Source organism: Yersinia antarctica, assembly GCF_056636475.1.
The window spans coordinates 2,734,130-2,751,450 of sequence record NZ_JBSJQF010000001.1; the positions used below are offsets into that span (position 1 = coordinate 2,734,130).

A 17,321-nucleotide genomic window follows, 5' to 3' on the forward strand; every position below is an offset into this window, starting at 1 on the left:
GTTTCTATCACACCTTCTCTGGCGCTGCATTTTCAACAAATTTTCTTATCTGTTGTTCGTAAATAGGCAACTTGCTTTTGATTGTTAGACAATTTATTACTCTTTTCTTGTCTATTCCTTCTTTACGAACCAGTCCACCAAAAGCTTCTTCGAGGAAAGAAGAACCCACCCCTAATGATATATCAGAAAAATCAACTTCAACTGGCTGTTCTTGCCCACGAAACGCGGGAGCCAAAATTTCCTTTCTAAACCGCTCAGCGCTATTTGGGCTGTCTGTTACATAACGACCGAAAGGAGTTTTTGAGAAATCTTTAGCAATCATGATTTTAATCATAATGCAATCCTCTTGGGTGCCAAAGTCCACTCAACTAGTGTACCTGGTATATGTTCATTTAAACGATAGCACATTGGCTCTGCATTTGCAGATGTATAGTAATACTGGGAGTTGCCACTTAAAACAAGCAACGTTTCCTTTTGCGTACATCCTTCACCAACAGGTCTTTTAATATCTTCAGAACCATTGCCTCTACCAGAACCGACAAATCTAGATCTACCACAACTTAGAGCTTCTTTTACCGAAGAGGTTTCATCCGGTGTCTCACCATATCTCTGTAGTGATGTATATGATTTAGCAATGCCCAGGCCAAGGTCACATATGATAAATACAGCTTCGTCTTCATCCTTATTAAACCATGCACATTGCCACCATCTTCTTCCTCCCATAGCACTAACTTGTTCTGTAAAATCTATATCACCTACTGTCTCATAAGCATGGTGAGATACATTTAACATAGCCTCACCGATCCCCATAGAAAGCAACGAAAACTGCTCAAAAGTAAACTCTGCATTTTTATCGAGCATTAGCGTTGTAGATTGTAGATGCTTATTCGGATTTACCCCTGATTGAAAATATCGACCTTCTGTAATTAACTCCTCCAGTTTCTCAAAAGAGTTTGCTAACAGTGCTTTTGACAAGCCAGTACTAACAATAAATCGATGACCACTTACATTTAGGTTCTTTTTTGGAAAAATAAATCTTATTACCTGGTTATCACGAACTAACAATTGAGCACGATTCACAATAGCAAAAAATAACAACGATGCCGCGGCAGAGGCATAAATCACTTCCTGTAAGTCAATCAAGACTGATTTATGCTCAATAATTACTCTAGTATCTATCTGATTAAGAAATTTTAAAGTTTTTCCCCTAAACTTCGCATCATAAACACATAAAAATTCAGGGGCATTTATTGGGATTATTTTTGCCATTTTCAACCGGGCACAGATTCATTGAGTTACATCACAATGTACACGATTAGTAACTACTTATGTACCATAATAATCTGCTCCAATAGTGACAGCTATCGAAAATCATCACTTTGTTTTACTTTGATTTAATCGCTGAACCTCTCTCAGTTGCTGAGCGGTGAAACTATCAACTGAAGGGTCGCTTTGATTTTTTTTGTTTACTTTATTTTGCGATGGTTCTTTCACTTGCTGCCGCTGTTGCTTCCATGCCATAAAAGCCTGTTGGTCCTGCGGGCTATTCAGATCGGGAACTTCACCAAACTCTTTTTGGTACTCACCGGCAAATGCTTCCAACTCTGCCGGGTCAATACCTGATTGATTTTGCGAACTACGGCCCCCACCAACACCATAGAGTTCAGAAGCTTGCTGGCGGCGTTGCTCAGAGTTGCTTTTTATTTCCTGTTTTGCCGCGGCCAGTTGCTTCTCATCCATCATGGCACCGTCTTTATTCAGGGCAGCCAGTTGCTTACCTTCATCTTTGCTAATATCCAGCAGTTCTTTACGGTAGCCCTCACTTTCCTGACGCATAGCGGCTTTATCTGGCGGGTTAACCATGCTGCCAATGAACTTGGCCCTATCTGGTTGGTTGAGCTGACCAACCATCTGGCTGTAACCTCTGACCTTATTCATAAACTCATCGATAGGGATTTTAGCTACCTGGTTATCATTCACATCAGCGGAACCGAATTGAGTCATAGGTTTGTTGGCGGTTGAACCATCGCTATAAGTGACTTTCAGACCGGGAATAACAAATTTGCCATCTTCACTGATACCAATATGAGCCAACTCTTTGCTCTTAATCTTCTTCCCTGACTCTGGATCGACTTCATCAATATTGCGTTCAATATAGGGGGCCAGCACAGTATTCATCGTTTTTAATACTTTCGGGTCGTTGTAGTTCATTTCCCCTGAAAGCACCTTCGGCATAACCTGGTTAATTTCCATCACGTTATCAATTGCATCTTTACCAAAGAAACGCGAAGGGTGAAGCGGATTATCCTTTGAAATTTGCCCATACAATTGAGGGTCAACCTGACCGGTGGTTTCAATTTGCTTATACAGCGCCTGAACAACCGGCATTTCTTCTTGCATGCGCTGCTGCCGCTCAGCTTGAGAACGTTGGAAATTAAACTCGTTCTTACGCATATTGAGTTCCTGCGCCCGCATGCCCAAGCTGGCATTTGCCGTGCGCTGACTAGCCTGCGCCAAGCCATAGTTCTTATTCCACTGCTCATCACCCACGCTATCACGCTGTGATTTATATTGATGATCACGATTGTCAGTTTCTTTGCGCCAGTTAACCTGATCCTGCGCCAGACCATAGTTACGGTCAGAGTCCTTAACCTGTTGTTGTTGTGCCGCATCCCGCAAACCCAGTTCACGGTCACGACTGATAGCCTGATCCGCGGTATTGAAGCCTGCCAAGAAGCCGTCTGCTAAACCTTGTACACCCATAATAATGATCCTTTAGAAGAAACTACTTGCCAGCAAACCTACTGCGGCACCAATACCCGCACCAATCGGCCCACCCGCAGCGCCATAGGTTGCACCAACCGCCATGCCAGTACCGGCCCCCACGCCAATCATGCTCATTTGGCTCTGTTTCTGTTGGGATTTGAGCTGCTCATTTGCAGATTCACGCTGTATCTCGCGGTTAGAAGCATCACCTAGCCCTTGCATGGCCTGCTGCCGAGTATCCCGTGCAACATCAATCAGTCCGTATCCCATTAGTTACTCCCCCCGCCAATACTCATTTGCTCACGTAGGCTTGCACTGCCACCGGTTAAAATATTCATCTGCCGATCTTGCTCAGCCTCCCGGATACCATTCTTCGCCCCGGCAGTGGCCAGTGCCGAGCGCAAACCTAAACTGTTATCGTTCGGGTTGGCCGTTTGAGTTGTGCCATAACGCGCCAACTGATTTTGAGTACCCAGCTGAGCAGAACGCAGACTGTTGGCAGAACTATCACTGACGCGGGTTAATTGCTGATTCATCAGTTCGCCGCTGGTAGCCAAACCCATCAGCTCTTTTTGCTTTGGATAAAAACGAGTGAGCCAATCGTTATACTGATCACGAATAAGATTGGCATAGGTATCAGATGCTTGCCCCATAACTACCTCCTATCATTAGCTGCCGCCAAAGATGCCAGTGGATTTACTACTCACGTCTTTGAGTCCATAAGTCGATTTGCTGCTGACATCCTTGACTCCATAATTACGAGCGGCCATACCACCAGCAGCACCAACTAATTGCCCTATTGCCTGTCGGTCGCTAAGTGACTTCTGTGCATCGCTGGTCGCTTTACTCAAACTCTGGCTGGCAATGTTGCTGTAACCAGACAGTGCATCAGCTTTTTGCCCTGAACCCATAGCGACAACATCCTGTAAGCCGGCGACATATTTATCCTGTTGTGAGGTTTGTGCTCGGTTAGTAGTGTCGATTTGCCCTGCCACCTGATCACTTTGCAACGTTTGTAGTGTTCCCTGGAATTTACCGCTACTCGGATCAACGCCCCCCGCAGACAATTCAGTAGCCGCCTGTTGGCGTGCCTTACCAAACTCCTGTTGATAACCTAAGTTGACGGTCCCAGCGGCATCGTCATATTTCGACTCGTTATTCATACTGTCTACTTTGCTAATAAACAGATTTTCCATTGGCTTAAGTTCGTTCTGGTACAGCGTCCATTGTTTACCCGCAATTTCAGCCGCTGCCAGTTCCTGAGAGGTTTCTTTAACCTCGGTGCTACCGCCACCTTTGCCCATAATGACCTCCCATTTTCACCACCAACGAACTACGGATAGCACATTGGACACACCATATAAAATGCCGACCAGCACAGTTGAGTAATACATGCGCCGGAGTGTTTTACTTCGTTCAAACAGTTCTAGAGCTTTCACAACCCATTCTCCTAGGTTAATATTCACCCATCTTCTCCCTTGCCTTTTTCAAGGTGCAGAAAGTAGAAAGCCCCGACTGCTGCTAACAGTTCGGGGCTTTCGCTTGTCTACTCATGTACATTAAATCGGTATTTTGAATTTCATCAATCCACCTTCATCGGCCAAACGCTCAAAACCGAGACGCCGCGCAATTCGGATAAACCCCTTACGTGCCGTATAAAACTCAGCCCAACGTCCGCCAATCATGCGAGTGAGGCTCTGAACTTCCGGTGTGTACTTAACCAAACCTTGCTGCCCGCTACTGATACCTAACCAGACCACCACATAGGGAATGCCCTCTTTCATTCGTGGACGCAGGACTATCACGGCATCTTCCGCTGAAAAGCAAAACGCCTGCTTTTTACGACAGGCGTCTTGGACATGAATAAGCAAATCAGGATCACCGGCATCGCTAGCGATTTGTGCCAGTTTAGAATTTAAAATAGTTTGCAGCATCCAGCACCATGATAGGGATACTTGAGACGTAGTAAGTGAATGGACCATGAGATGCTGGCTGATTCTGAGCCCAACCCCACGAGGGACCAATCTGAGTACCGTTACTGTTAACCCAGACATAAACCTGCCAGGGATAACTGTACATCGCACCAATATTACACGGTGCATACATTGGCCGAGAGATACCATCAACACTGCGCATTGAACCTAACCCTGCGCCTGTTAGAGCGACCAATTTAGGACGCGCAAGAATATCGTAGCCAGAGTTATAAACGACTGAACCGTTTTGCTTTGAATAGATTTCTAACCCATATTTACTTCTATTTAACGCACCATTGCCAAAAATACAAACCTTGGCTCTGATTGTCGCCCCACCACCGCCATTCACGTAAAACACACGGTAGCGGCGGTCATCTGGGGAGGGTGAAATACAAATAGTTTTGCTGGTATCTTCCGTGTAGAAATAACACATGACCTGATCGGCTGCGAATGCTGCATTAATATGGCTAGGAAGCCAGCCATCATATATGTCAATTTCCCCCTTAAATAAAAGGCACGTGAACTGGCTAATATTACTTATGCCGGTGAAGTTATTAACGCCCATAAATTGGATGCCATAACCGCTCAATGTGCCCGAGCTAGGCCAAATATAAGCACCATAATATGAGGCTGGAATCACACTTTGGAGACTGTGCGGCGTGACTCGTAGAATGCGATTGGCATCTAAATAAGGCTGAAGATAGGCAAATCCGCCGGGAACCCATTGACTACCACTGATATTATAATCAATCCAGGCATAGGAGGACATCCAAAGGAAATAGTCATAACCAGCGGGTACTGCAATTCCGGTATACCACTCCCCGAATGAAAGCCCCTTACTGCCCATACCGGCAATTTTGGTGACCGTTGTTTTATTGTCCATGACTACAGATGTGCCATCAGGACGGAATACTTCTAAACCGTAGCGCGACACTGCCAGACACCATTAAAATTAAACTCAGGTGGAGGATTCTTACCCACTGACATACAAGCCGTTAAACTAATCAAGCTTGCCAAGACGAACCATAAGCGCACCTTTTTCATCATAAACCTCTATTCTCTCGTTAGTGATAACAAGGCCGATGCTGCCCGCACCTTGTCTAATAGTGATTCTTCCCGTATTTGAAACACTGAATAGGTCGCCAATTTTCAGATTACCGGCGGCATCAACTGTGAACTTACCGTTATTTATCGTGGCACTATTAAGCGTCGGCGTTGAAATGCTGATTCCCGCCTTAACTTCATCAGCGATAATCGTTTGAGCGTTCAAAATCTTAATAGTGGCTTCACGAATGGCAGCCTCATCAATGACCACTCGCCCGCCGGAAATAGAAAACGGAATCGCATAGGAACCGGTATCGGTTGGATTATTCGGATCAAAGACAAAAAACTGACTGGCCGATATGGCGACCTGAGCAATGGGTTTACCGTCAGCATCCCTGCCCGCGACAATCCCGATCCCTGCGGTGATGCCGCTGGCATCAACTTTGGTGCTCCACATTTTCTGAAATGCCTGGCCGCCATTCTGGTCAAGATCATTGACGCTATTGGTCAGATCACCGATTAATGGAGATTCATTAATCTCCTTATTAATCAGGTCAATGATTTCATCAATATCCGCAGCCGTTTTTGCCGGAGTTCCCTCACTGGCATTAAATGGCCCTGCCATACCTGCGGCATTGATAAAGCGAATCCAGTAATAACCTTGCCATCCCGGATCTACAGGGTCGCCATAAACCGCCGCTGCTGAGCTGGCAACCATCACGGCATTAGCCACGTTATCTTCAGTGCTACGGTAGATTTCTGTCAGTGAATGCCCACGATAATTTGGCATCTCCCATTCAAGGAGTACCGCACCGAATCCCCCATTGGCTTTGAAGTTTCGCGGTTGAGTCGGAAACGCGGGGGCTGGCCCCGCATTATCATTTGGATTAGGTTTGAGCTGTAATTTACCGCCAGCACCAGTCCGTAACTTTGCTAAATCCAGATCGGCCAACTCGGCATAAGTGACAGCACGATTGCGACCATCACCGCGCTGACCGGTCAACACCTCTATATTTTCAGAGAGAGCAGCCGCATCACGACCTGCGCGAAAACCTTTGGTCATGCTGGCATCTCCGACATTGATGTACTCAGAGTGATACGATCAACTTGCGCGTAGCCCCAGACCTCAATGATCCATTTACGTCCAGTGATTGGAGGCAGTTTCAGGAGCCCATCAATTAAGGTTCCCGGTGGCAAAGACAAGACCGGTGAGCCATCAACAATCAAATTGACGCCCACGCGTATTGCACTCTCGCTCATAATCCGCAGACATGAAAACGATGTACCCGGTGGGGCAAGAAACGGCTTGCTACGCCACGTAATAGGTAAGGGTGTGGTACTAACTTGCGAGATATATAGTTTGTCGCCTTTAATGGTGTAAAGCGTATCAGACTCCAGATCATTAAATGCTGTATCAAAAACGGTTGTCAAATGACGGATATCCATCGCTTGTGGATCGAAAATGAATCCGGCGCTGGTTCCTTTCGCCGTCTGGTAAATCGCCAGATATTCGCCTTCCACCTGCCACGCTTTGATGCTTTCAGGATTGAAGTTTTTCCGCCATTGCCGTGGCTCGATAATCTGCTCAGTGGCGACTAATGCATTGCCAGCACCATCAACAGATACCAATCCATTGGGTGAGGCGTATAACGCAAAACTGTCCATACTCACCATGCTGCGGCGGCTGACACAGGCTTGCATCACGGGTAACTTGGCGTTGGTAATATTGGATGGTGTGATCCCACTAAACAGATAGGGCCGCCCTTTTGTACCGACAACCAGACCAGCACCGATAGGGGCAATAGCCACAATGTCGTGCTCTGTACTTTGCTTGTAATTTTCCGGCCAGGCATAGGGGAGAAACGCCTCAGAGAACATTACTTGGTTACCAGCAAAACCTGCGGCTATACCGTTTGCCATCAGACACAAACCAATCATTTCATCCGGCGGCATCAGGAAGTTTTCAGTTTCCAATACCGGACCAAGCTCTTTATCCAGTGAAACATCTTGGTAGGTAAGAACACCAACGTCCAACTCGACCAACAGCAGATAATCAGCAACCCCGCCGCCAGATGCAGAGCGATAAATACGACGGCGGGTAATATTTGAATTCTGGCTGCCTGGTGGTTGCAGGGCGAGGTCTACGGTACTGCCGGGGTAAACTATTGTCACTTCCTGCGATACTGGCCCCGGCGGTCCCTCTTCACCATAGCCGGTGACGTAGGTTTCAACATAGAAACGCGTATCGTCATCAGTCGGATCATCGTCACCATGATCAGCCGGCGGGGTAATTGCCGTGACTTCAATAGCATTACTTGGCGCAGGAATACCCAATCGGAAACTGACCGCTGGAAAATTCCCGTTACCCTGAGTTGCTATTTCATTGCTGGTGACCTTGGGATATTTGCCATCAGTGAAATACACTCGTTCATATTTATCCTGTGCCACAGGACTGCGAATAGCGTCAACAATATCGGACCATGCAAACCAGTAATCATCGCGGTACCGAAAAATAGTTGTTGGTTTCAGGCTAAAGGTTTTCACACCATCCACATCAGCCATGATCGGTGTAATAACTCCATGGCGAAAATGACAATTTTTGGCTACAGTGGCCGCTTGCTCAGGCAATAGATGTGGAACCGCCCGAGGCATTTCGCCGCGCATGGTGGTGATATCGATAGCTGACATAGTGAGGGGTTTCCAACAGGCATAAAAAAAGCCCCACTAAAAAGTGAGGCTTGGCATCTTTGGGTAATTTAGCGCGTTAATTCGCTTATATCAACAGTGGTTAAACTGTTCTGCTCCGGTGACGGTGGCCACTCTATATTTGGCGCTAGAGAAACATCGATGTTTTTTACTTTCACACGATACTGTTTCCACGCTTTTAAGTCGGCACGGAGTTTATCTGGCACATCATCGCCACCATCTTCTAGCCCCTCAATTTCATCTGACAGCGCACCTATCATGTCGGATGCCTGTGATAAAATCGTTGTCTGATTTTCTCGGGCTTCAATAACCATCTGTTGCAGCACTTGCGGTGAGGGGCCAACTAACCATTCGCCATTCTCACCTGCGTAATAAGTCGGATCTGGTCTGGGGCCATTCATTACAATGCAATTTTCCGGTAACTGAAACGTATCTGAATAGCTGATATATTCAACATTAGTCCCCAGCTCTGAGTATGTTTTCATGTTTAAGCCCCCAATCCATCAATTGTCCACACAGCAACTCGATAAGGGACGGAGGTTAGAGTGCTAGCTGAGGGGAATGAGTTAGCGGTCATTGCTGCTACATGTGCAACCCAAGTATTACCACTCCAGACGACAATATTATCCCCCCACGGGATAGCTAAAGCCCCTACTGACACAGAACCCGATCCAACGTTACTACCGAACCCCGCAACTCCCCATATTCCACCAAACTGGACTTCACATCGATAGTCTATTTTTCTGCCAGTGAAGGGATTATCCAACACTATTCGCTGTGATAATCCAAGGGTGGCTGGTGCGGCTGCGGAACCACCCGGATAAAGATATGTGAATTTTTGATGACCTTCGAGCGAAGTTACGCGCGTTGCTAACAATGTTATTTGAGTTGCCAGTTCCAGCGCATTTATTTGCCCCTCGTTGAAAGCGGAGCCAGCAAGTTTAATCACCCAACAAGTGGTTACGTTCAACACTCTCGTTTCGTTCGCGCCGAAATATGCTGTATTGATATTACTTCCGCCGCTGGCATTTGAGCTACCCATCTCGGCAAACCCATCAACGCTACTTCCTGCAGAACTATTCCATTTAACTGGAACACCGTGTGTATGTGCTCTCATTGCGTCAGCTTGAATAAAACCAACTGTTCCCGCTGAGTTTAAACCGTCCCCTCTACCAACAGTAGCCCCTAGCGACCCCGCATACTTGCCGTTCTTGTCTGGGATGCGGAATGTAGTTGTACCGTTGCCCGACGAGAAGAAGCCGCGTTTAAGCGGATCGGCCAACCATTCTGCATCTGTTATCACCGTCCTCTTTGCTTGAATCGTAGCCCATGCTTCTGGGAACAGGGCGCGACTGAGTTCAAGTCCGTCCTGTGGTGCTTCACCGGCCTCGATGTGGTCACGCGTATCCGACTGATATGAGTGCAATAGCGGTAATCCTCCCCCAAGGACTGATCGAGCACCTTCTATTGTAGTTTCTCCAGTCCCACCCTCGGAAATTGGTACAGCTATTGCAGAGTTCTGTATCTTACGAAAAGTAAACACTCTTGCGCCAGGCGCGCCTACACACAGAAGTTTATAAACTTTAAAGTTAGCATCTGCGCCTGTATCCGGGGTTAACTCTAATCCCATTCGAGATCCGTTAACCGACGATATATAAATCACTCGAATGCTTACGCGAGTACCGGCGTTATAAGTAACGCCAGCGGGCGGGTTAATCCATGAGTTATAGGATGTGACGTAATTAGCCCCAGACGCGAATGCGAAATTCTGCCAGTCGAAATTTGCAATATCCGACTGATTTGGTAGCCCAATTCCTAGCTGAGCCATTGTAAGAGACGTATACTGCTCAGCCCATGTCGAGAATGACCACACTCCGCCAGATAAAGTCCCGATTCTTACAAAATGTCTATTCGTATTACCAACCGTCATCACAGTCGCATGGAATATCTGCACAAGACTGGTACCACCTTGGCGAACATAAACTTCCATGACTCCAAGAGCCTGCAAGGGTAAGTTGAGGGCCGCAGCGGTTGGGTGATAAATACCTGACGTTATTGCCAAGTTTAAATCTGTAGATAAGAATGTGGATTGTATTGTGAGTTTATTGGCAAGAGCCAAATCAAACACTGTCTGACTAACTTTCTCATTAATCTGTTTTTCAAGCACAGACACATCGATGCTTTCTGCTGATGCTTTCGCCCTTGCAGCGAACAATTCAGCATCGCCCCGGAACCCCGCAGCAGCGGTTGCTGAATTTTCCGCTACCGAGGCGGCGGCCACAGCAGCTTGCTTACTCTGAGCGGCGGCGTTCTTACTGCTCTCGCTTTCAGTGGCGGATTGTGCGGCACTGTTCGAGCTACCAGCAGCAGATAACGCTAATTGCCCCACTTCAGTATGAAGCCGGTTAACTTCATCTGCCTGCGTATCAACCGCTGATTGTGCGGTTTCGGCATCTTCACGAGCGGCTTCAGCCCGATCTGCATCCGTTTTAACTGCCAGTTTAATTTTAGTGGCTGTCTGTTCGGCAGCTAGTGTTGATGCTTCATCGGCTGCTGACTGGGCATAATTTTTATATTGCAATGCATTTGCTTCAGACAAAGCAGCAGCATTGGCATTTGCGATAACAATACTCTCACTTTCAAGTGCATGTGCCGCAGACTCAGCGGCTGTGGTAGCACTATCCACAGCAGTATCTCGATACCCTTTTGCTAATGCTAATGCATCAGAGAGATCACTGGCATACTGCCTAGCTTCATCACGGGAATGACCGGCACTAATAGCTGAGTTACTAGCGCTGTTTTCTAAAACCTTAATGGTCGCCAGATCATTGGCTACCTGCTGTTGGATTTGTCGGAAGTACAGGATCACATCAGGTGTTAGCTCTGACTCCATGATCTGCTGCTTCAGCAACTGATTAAGGGTGCTGGGGCCGGTAGTGTCATCTAGCGTAACCGCACCATAGACAAAACTACGGCCATTGGCCGCCACCGTAATAGAGTAGCTACCCTCTTCCAACTGGATGCGATATGCACCTGTGTTGTCTGTTCTTACAGTAACTGAAAAGGTATTTAGGACAGTCAGACTATTTGCTACCGCAGTAAGGGTGATTTGTGCATTGACCACCGGCTCACCCACCGGATTAATCATAATACCGGAAACTGTTACGCTCACTGTCCACCTCCCTGATACTGCGCCTCTTTCAATTGCTGGGCGAAACTCTCAGAGTTCTGTTTAACCCCCAACTGATCACTGAATGCCTGGTAATGCTGCATAGCTAAATTGAGATTGGCCCCCGCGTCACCATCTTTACTAAATGAACGATACAGCATCCAATCTACCAACGGATTCACATAGAGTTCATCAATCGGTACCGGCGTTTTATCAGTCAGATCATTGATAGTAACGGCCATCGGAACTCTGGCAACTACCGCCTCAATACCTATGGGCTGCACCGCCCCCGGAAACAGGTAATACACTTTGGGTGTCAATTCGTTGTAGGTGTAACGCTCGACTGAGCCAGTCATCTGATGCCAGTCAGGGTATTGGCTATCCAGTACATCGCGCGGTACCGGCCTTAATGCCCTGCCGTTTACTAAACGAATCATTTCAATTAAGCGAATAGCACCATCAGGCAACGTCTGTTTAGTCCCAACTTCAGTGGTAATCACTTCAGTAGTGGCTCCCGCATCAGGTCGCGCCAGAATGACTGCCCGGACAGCATCATTGTAATAATCACATAGCTCCGCCAACGGCCAGCGTAGCCATGCAGTATCTTTGAGCTGGGTGTTAACCCGCCCAATAATCTCGGCAATGGTGATCATTAGAAGAACTCGTGTTTACGAACGGGGTTATTGAAGGCGGTGATCGGGGAGTTATCCAGCGCCTCACGGAATGCCCGACGATAGCCATCGACAAAGCGCACCCCGAAGTATTGTGAGCGCTGCGGATCCGTCCACGGTTTGCCCGGCATGATAAATAAATCTTCAAGTGCGCCAATGGCGATCACGTCTGCATAGTCGTCTACCAGTACATCCGGCACTTCAGTCACATCGCGCTTTGGTTCAATGGCAAAATCCACAGTCACTTTGGTAAACGGCTGATTGAAAGTGATTTGATTGGCAGACTTTACAGTAAATTCAATGCCTGCCGTCAACATGACACCCGGTGCACTGGCATTACTGACCTGATTAGTGAGGTCTAATATCCGTAGACGCTTGACGCATTTCACCAGATCACTGTCCGTCAGGATATAAGTCGTACCCGGAGTAACATCATTAAAAGTGACAGCGTCACGGCAGAACAATGACTCACGACAAAAAGTGATCGCTGCATCTAGTGCGGCCTGCTTCATCATGATATCTAGCGGGCCGCTGATATGCTTTCGTATGGTTGGTAGAAATGCGTCAAGTGTTGCCATTGTTATTCAGCCTCAGTGCTAGCCGCGTTCTTGGCCTGAATTGCTTCACGAACACGAGCGCGGAAATCATCAACCTTTTCCTGAGCGCCCTGCTTGATATCCAGATCTTCAGATTCGACTAACGTTGCCAGTTGAACAGAAGTCAGCTTGGCAATATCAACATCATCACCACCGATCTTCAGGACAAAACTATTTTTTGCAGCCTCAAGTTTGGCTTGTTCTATAAGTTGCGCAGCCAGCTCTGCATGTTCTTGCTCTGAGGCTTGTTGCAGATTGAGCGTATTTTCCAACTCATCGTGTCGAATAAATACTGTTGGGAAATCCAACAACTGATGGGCAATGGCACTTTCAACATCGACCGGTTTATGGCGCGGGAATACCAAGCGGCTACCGGTAATGGTGTCACGTTTTTTTTCTTTTGGGCCGATATAGACCACTGCGATTTTATTAGGCATGGGAAACTCCAGATAGCAGATAGCAAAAAGCCCACCGAAGCGGGCTTAGAGGGGAATAATATGGAATTAGTAACCGACAGCTACGTACAAAATGTTAACGACCAGACGGCCATTTGCCGCGCCACCGGCAATCACCGCAGTCACTTTCTCACCTGCTGCTTGCGTACTGTAAGGGGCAATTGGCACATTCTTTGCGACAGCAGCGGTATGGCTAGCAGCGGCCACTAATGAGGTGGTTCCGCTCTTAACTTCTACGGTTACACCTGCACCAAGCGCTTCACTGACCACACTCACACCATAAATTCGCATACCAATAGGCAATTCCAGAAACTCAATCACATCACCGGCAGCAGCATCTTTCAAAATAATCTGCCCTTCAGCCAGCGACAGGTTTCCTTGCGGGCCTTGATATACCGCATCGCCAATAGAAGGCGCTTTAATAATTGTCATAACATTTTTCTCCAGACAAAAAGAAAGCAGGCCGAAGCCTGCCAGTTGCATTACTGGGGATTACTTGCCCAGAGTGACCGCTGAGTCCACTACCATGACGCCGTGGTCATTGACTCGGCCATCTTTCTGTTTGAAGCGGATCTTCTTCAAACCGTTAATCCAGCGGATAGAGACTTCAGTACCGTTGCCATGGTCCACTTTCTCTTCGTTGTAACCGAAGAAACCGCCGCCATCGCCAGTACCGTAAGCGTTAGCCAGTGCTTGTCCGCCCAACAGCATAGCGCGGTCAATAGTGGTACTGGTGGTGATGATCTTGGTTGATGCCGCCAAGTCATTATTGGATACCAGCACTTTAGAACCCGCGTTGAAGCGAACGGGTGTACCGCCATATTTACGCACCAACACATTGCGCCACATGGCACATTCGCCTTTGAACAGCGGGTGATCGAAGCCCTTAGAACGCTGCACTGCTCGGGTCATCATTGCTTGCCAGTCTTTACCGGACGTGGAGGTATACCAGTCATTCCACTGGCGTGGTGTCACGTACAGAACAAAGTACGGATCCTCATTAGCCAACTCATCTTTAGACATACGGATAGGCTGTAATGGATGAGCCATTTCATCAAGGAACAATGCAATGTTATCGACAGTGGCCAGTGTGAACAGGTCCGCTGCATCCAATGTTTCCATTGAAGTTGCATCACCAGAATAGAAATGGCGGTCATAGGTTGGCGGCAACACATCGTTAATCATGATCTTGCCAAACTCACCGTGGTCAGCCAGAGGCACAATGGTGTCATCTGCCATGTAATCACCACGCGCCCCCGCCAGATGGAAGGTTGCAGACTGGTCCTGCACATCATTGAAGTAAGTCCCCAGCAGAGTGCGGGCGGTCTTATTCAGGTTGTGCTTGAAACGCTGCTCAGACATCTTCCCACCAGCATCAACCAGATGGCGACCTTGGTTAATCTTCAGTGCGAAATCCGCAAATGCCAGATTTTCACCGCGACCAGCCAATTTCTCATCGCCCATAGTTGGACGCTTAGACAGTTTGTGCACGATCTGCATATCTACTTCATCACCCTTCTGCTTTTGCAGATCAGTGATACGAACAACCGGTGCATTGTGGCTGGTCTGGGTAGTACCTTTCTTATCAGGATTGACCGACTTCGGCGCTTCCTGTTGTTCGGTTAACACGTTAACAAATGAGCGGTTACGGTTTGCAGCCGTGAACAGCGCTACCTGCATCAGCTTATTCGCTTGGGCAGAGGTGATAGTCGTCATAGATACTCCATAAATAAAAAACCCGCCAAAGCGGGTTGAGGTTTAAGTCAATTGGATTACTAGATTGCCTGGTCTAACAACGCCTCAATTTGGGCATCAGTCATACCGGCAAACATTGCCTGTAACTGATCTGGAGAAGCGTTAGCGGCCTGCTCCAAGGGCGAAGCTGTATGAGTTGTTGTTACGCCGAGATCTGACGGTGAGCCAGGTACTTGAGTCGCCGCAGTTGCAGCGGCTAGTTTCTCAGCAGCAATCCGTTGCACATCTGCGGTGGTCTGCGTGGCCGCAGTGGTGGTGGTGGTCGTAGCCTGCTCTTGTTGAACCGGTTCGACCGATTCACCGTAGGCAGCCTTGGTGCGTTTCGCTACTTCCGCAAAGCGCTCAGTTAAAGACTTGTCTTTCCATGCAGGGTCATTTTGCAGATTAGTATCAATGTGTACCGCCAGTGTGAAACGGTCAGGGTCTTGATCCTGCCATGACTTCAAATCAGGTACGGCATTCATGGCATCTGCAACTGGATTACCACTCGGCTGATTGGTGGCTTGTGCTGGCTGGCCTTGTTGCAGGTAATCGATTTTCTGCACCACAGTGTCCAATACTGCCGCCATCTCAGGAAAGTTTTCACGGATGACATTGATCTGCTCAGGCGTGATCTGCGCTTTTTCAGGTAACGGTACCGGCTGCATACCCGCCGAATTAATCTGATGGGTTAAAGCAGCCAATTGGCGTTTAGCTTCAGCTAACTCAGTTGCTGTTTGCTGATTGGTACCCACTAAGCGCTGTTTTTCAGTCCGCTCGGCCACCAGTACATCGTAAGGAATGACGTGCTGACCGTCTTTGCTGAGAATACCTTTTGGCTTCTCAGTGCCTTCAGCTATTGCAGCCTGCGTGGTTGGTGTAACTTCCGTGGTTTGTGCTGTAGTCGCGCCCGGCGTCAGCTCGTCTTTCTTATCGCCCGTATTTACTACTGCATTGGTATCTTCAGTAACAGCAGCAACTGGGGTAGTCGTTACCGCTGCTGTCTGTGTTAAATCAGAAATATCCACATCACCAAATCCATCGATCAGTGCTTCCAACTCTTCTGGCGTTTCATTACCTGTTAATTCAATGTCCACGTTATGACTCCTGCATGACTATTTACCGGATAGATCCGAATGAGAAAGGCGTATCGCTGCCCATGCGAATAAGCACTCTTGGATAAGAGCGCTTAGCGGCATGAACCTTGATGGTAGAAAAAGAAAAGCCCACGAATTGTGGGCAAGTAATTCAGATGAAAATCAGAGATACCAGAAAGCAAAAAGCCCCGCGGTTAGGCGAGGCTTAATTCAGTGCAATGTAGTGCATCTTTGGGAAATTTAGCGCGTATCTAGGATCAATTCAATAAGTTTAATAATTTATCGGTATGTGGCAGCGGAACGGCGAGGCTTTGCAAACACATCATTAATATTAAGAAATTTATATATATCATATTCCGTGAATTTATTTTTCGGGCCTAATACCACATCAACTATTGCATTTAGTGCCGAAAAATCAAATTCATAGTAAGAAGTTAGATAGCCAGAAGCAATGCGATATCTTAACTCGCCAACCTGTTCAGGCTGATCGAGCCTAGGTACATCGTAACTTAAGGACGATGTTGGCCAATAAATGATCCGCTTTTCTTTCTCTTCCTCAAATGCAGGATTTTTGATCTGCATGCCCAACTCGTTAAGTTTATCGGCGAGGATACGCAGAGATTCTTCAGAATTACCAGGCATTACGTAATATTTATTCAGTAAAAGGCTAATCTTCCGCTCTAATTCATGCGTGTCTAAATAGTCAATTTTACTCAGCTTAATTCCTGTTTCGCCATGCAAGCGTAGTGAATCACCCAAGCCAAAGCAGGATTCATCAAACCCAATTGCAACTCCTTCACCATCCAGTGCATACGCCCGCCACTGGCTAAGTGAATCGTCATCCGTAGAGAAACAAGCCACATACTTCGGCAAATTACTTACAGTAAAAGAAGACCATACCTGATTACACCAATCATTATTAGTCTCATCTATTATGCTTCGTAGTACATTACCAAGAGAATTTTCAACCCAACGATCCTCAGCAGAATCATTCATATTGTTAGTGGCAGAGAGCCAAAGTTTCTTCTTCTCAATAATCTGTAGGAAAGCCTCAGGGTTGCAGTAATGGTAAATCAAGGACACGGTAGAACCCTCAGTCTGTTTCGATAA

General features: G+C 47.2%; 19 protein-coding genes. All 19 read right to left on the reverse strand.

All coding sequences use genetic code 11. The features are described 5' to 3' along the window. Positions 1-7: 7 nt before the first annotated feature. Entirely contained in the window at positions 8-334 is a 327-nt protein-coding gene (locus tag ACWJJO_RS12640) for an STAS-like domain-containing protein (RefSeq protein WP_481091081.1), read from the reverse strand. Continuing rightward, entirely contained in the window at positions 331-1,269 is a 939-nt protein-coding gene (locus tag ACWJJO_RS12645; RefSeq protein ID WP_481091589.1) for a hypothetical protein, read from the reverse strand. Before ACWJJO_RS12645 ends, ACWJJO_RS12640 begins: the two co-directional genes overlap by 4 nt. A 105-nt stretch (positions 1,270-1,374) precedes the next feature. After that, positions 1,375-2,763, reverse strand: a complete 1,389-nt coding sequence (locus tag ACWJJO_RS12650) for a hypothetical protein (protein ID WP_481091082.1) — start codon at positions 2,761-2,763, stop codon at positions 1,375-1,377. 12 nt (positions 2,764-2,775) lie between these two features. Then, on the reverse strand, positions 2,776-3,036 hold the full coding sequence (locus ACWJJO_RS12655) for a hypothetical protein (protein WP_050126862.1): 261 nt from the start codon (positions 3,034-3,036) through the stop codon (positions 2,776-2,778). After that, entirely contained in the window at positions 3,036-3,419 is a 384-nt protein-coding gene (locus tag ACWJJO_RS12660; protein ID WP_004712659.1) for a hypothetical protein, read from the reverse strand. Before ACWJJO_RS12660 ends, ACWJJO_RS12655 begins: the two co-directional genes overlap by 1 nt. A 15-nt stretch (positions 3,420-3,434) precedes the next feature. Continuing rightward, positions 3,435-4,070 (reverse strand): hypothetical protein, encoded by a 636-nt coding sequence (locus ACWJJO_RS12665; RefSeq protein WP_050875400.1) that lies wholly within the window; start codon positions 4,068-4,070, stop codon positions 3,435-3,437. A 255-nt stretch (positions 4,071-4,325) separates the two neighbouring features. Beyond that, positions 4,326-4,700 (reverse strand): hypothetical protein, encoded by a 375-nt coding sequence (locus tag ACWJJO_RS12670; RefSeq protein ID WP_050875399.1) that lies wholly within the window; start codon positions 4,698-4,700, stop codon positions 4,326-4,328. Further along, on the reverse strand, positions 4,675-5,622 hold the full coding sequence (locus ACWJJO_RS12675) for a hypothetical protein (RefSeq protein ID WP_481091083.1): 948 nt from the start codon (positions 5,620-5,622) through the stop codon (positions 4,675-4,677). Before ACWJJO_RS12675 ends, ACWJJO_RS12670 begins: the two co-directional genes overlap by 26 nt. A gap of 117 nt (positions 5,623-5,739) precedes the next feature. Then, positions 5,740-6,846 (reverse strand): phage tail tip fiber protein, encoded by a 1,107-nt coding sequence (locus ACWJJO_RS12680; RefSeq protein ID WP_481091084.1) that lies wholly within the window; start codon positions 6,844-6,846, stop codon positions 5,740-5,742. Next, positions 6,843-8,471, reverse strand: a complete 1,629-nt coding sequence (locus ACWJJO_RS12685; protein WP_481091085.1) for a hypothetical protein — start codon at positions 8,469-8,471, stop codon at positions 6,843-6,845. Before ACWJJO_RS12685 ends, ACWJJO_RS12680 begins: the two co-directional genes overlap by 4 nt. A gap of 68 nt (positions 8,472-8,539) precedes the next feature. Beyond that, the gene (locus ACWJJO_RS12690; protein ID WP_481091086.1) at positions 8,540-8,974 is read right to left on the reverse strand and encodes a tail fiber assembly protein; all 435 of its coding nucleotides are present in this window, start codon (positions 8,972-8,974) and stop codon (positions 8,540-8,542) included. Between the two features lie 2 nt (positions 8,975-8,976). Then, positions 8,977-11,661, reverse strand: a complete 2,685-nt coding sequence (locus ACWJJO_RS12695) for a prophage tail fiber N-terminal domain-containing protein (RefSeq protein WP_481091087.1) — start codon at positions 11,659-11,661, stop codon at positions 8,977-8,979. Next, complete coding sequence (locus ACWJJO_RS12700; protein ID WP_481091088.1) at positions 11,658-12,311, reverse strand: phage adaptor protein; 654 nt, start codon at positions 12,309-12,311, stop codon at positions 11,658-11,660. The genes ACWJJO_RS12695 and ACWJJO_RS12700 overlap by 4 nt, the downstream gene beginning before the upstream one ends. Then, a complete protein-coding gene (locus tag ACWJJO_RS12705) occupies positions 12,311-12,907 on the reverse strand; it encodes a hypothetical protein (protein WP_481091089.1) in 597 nt (198 codons plus the stop codon). Before ACWJJO_RS12705 ends, ACWJJO_RS12700 begins: the two co-directional genes overlap by 1 nt. 2 nt (positions 12,908-12,909) lie before the next feature. Then, entirely contained in the window at positions 12,910-13,362 is a 453-nt protein-coding gene (locus tag ACWJJO_RS12710; protein WP_481091090.1) for a hypothetical protein, read from the reverse strand. A gap of 66 nt (positions 13,363-13,428) precedes the next feature. Then, entirely contained in the window at positions 13,429-13,812 is a 384-nt protein-coding gene (locus tag ACWJJO_RS12715; protein WP_481091091.1) for a hypothetical protein, read from the reverse strand. A gap of 60 nt (positions 13,813-13,872) precedes the next feature. Continuing rightward, positions 13,873-15,096, reverse strand: coding sequence for a N4-gp56 family major capsid protein (locus tag ACWJJO_RS12720; RefSeq protein WP_050126839.1), 1,224 nt, complete (start codon positions 15,094-15,096; stop codon positions 13,873-13,875). Between the two features lie 59 nt (positions 15,097-15,155). Next, the gene (locus ACWJJO_RS12725) at positions 15,156-16,211 is read right to left on the reverse strand and encodes a hypothetical protein (protein WP_481091092.1); all 1,056 of its coding nucleotides are present in this window, start codon (positions 16,209-16,211) and stop codon (positions 15,156-15,158) included. A gap of 279 nt (positions 16,212-16,490) precedes the next feature. Beyond that, entirely contained in the window at positions 16,491-17,294 is an 804-nt protein-coding gene (locus tag ACWJJO_RS12730) for a DUF2971 domain-containing protein (protein ID WP_481091093.1), read from the reverse strand. Between the last annotated feature and the right edge of the window lie 27 nt (positions 17,295-17,321).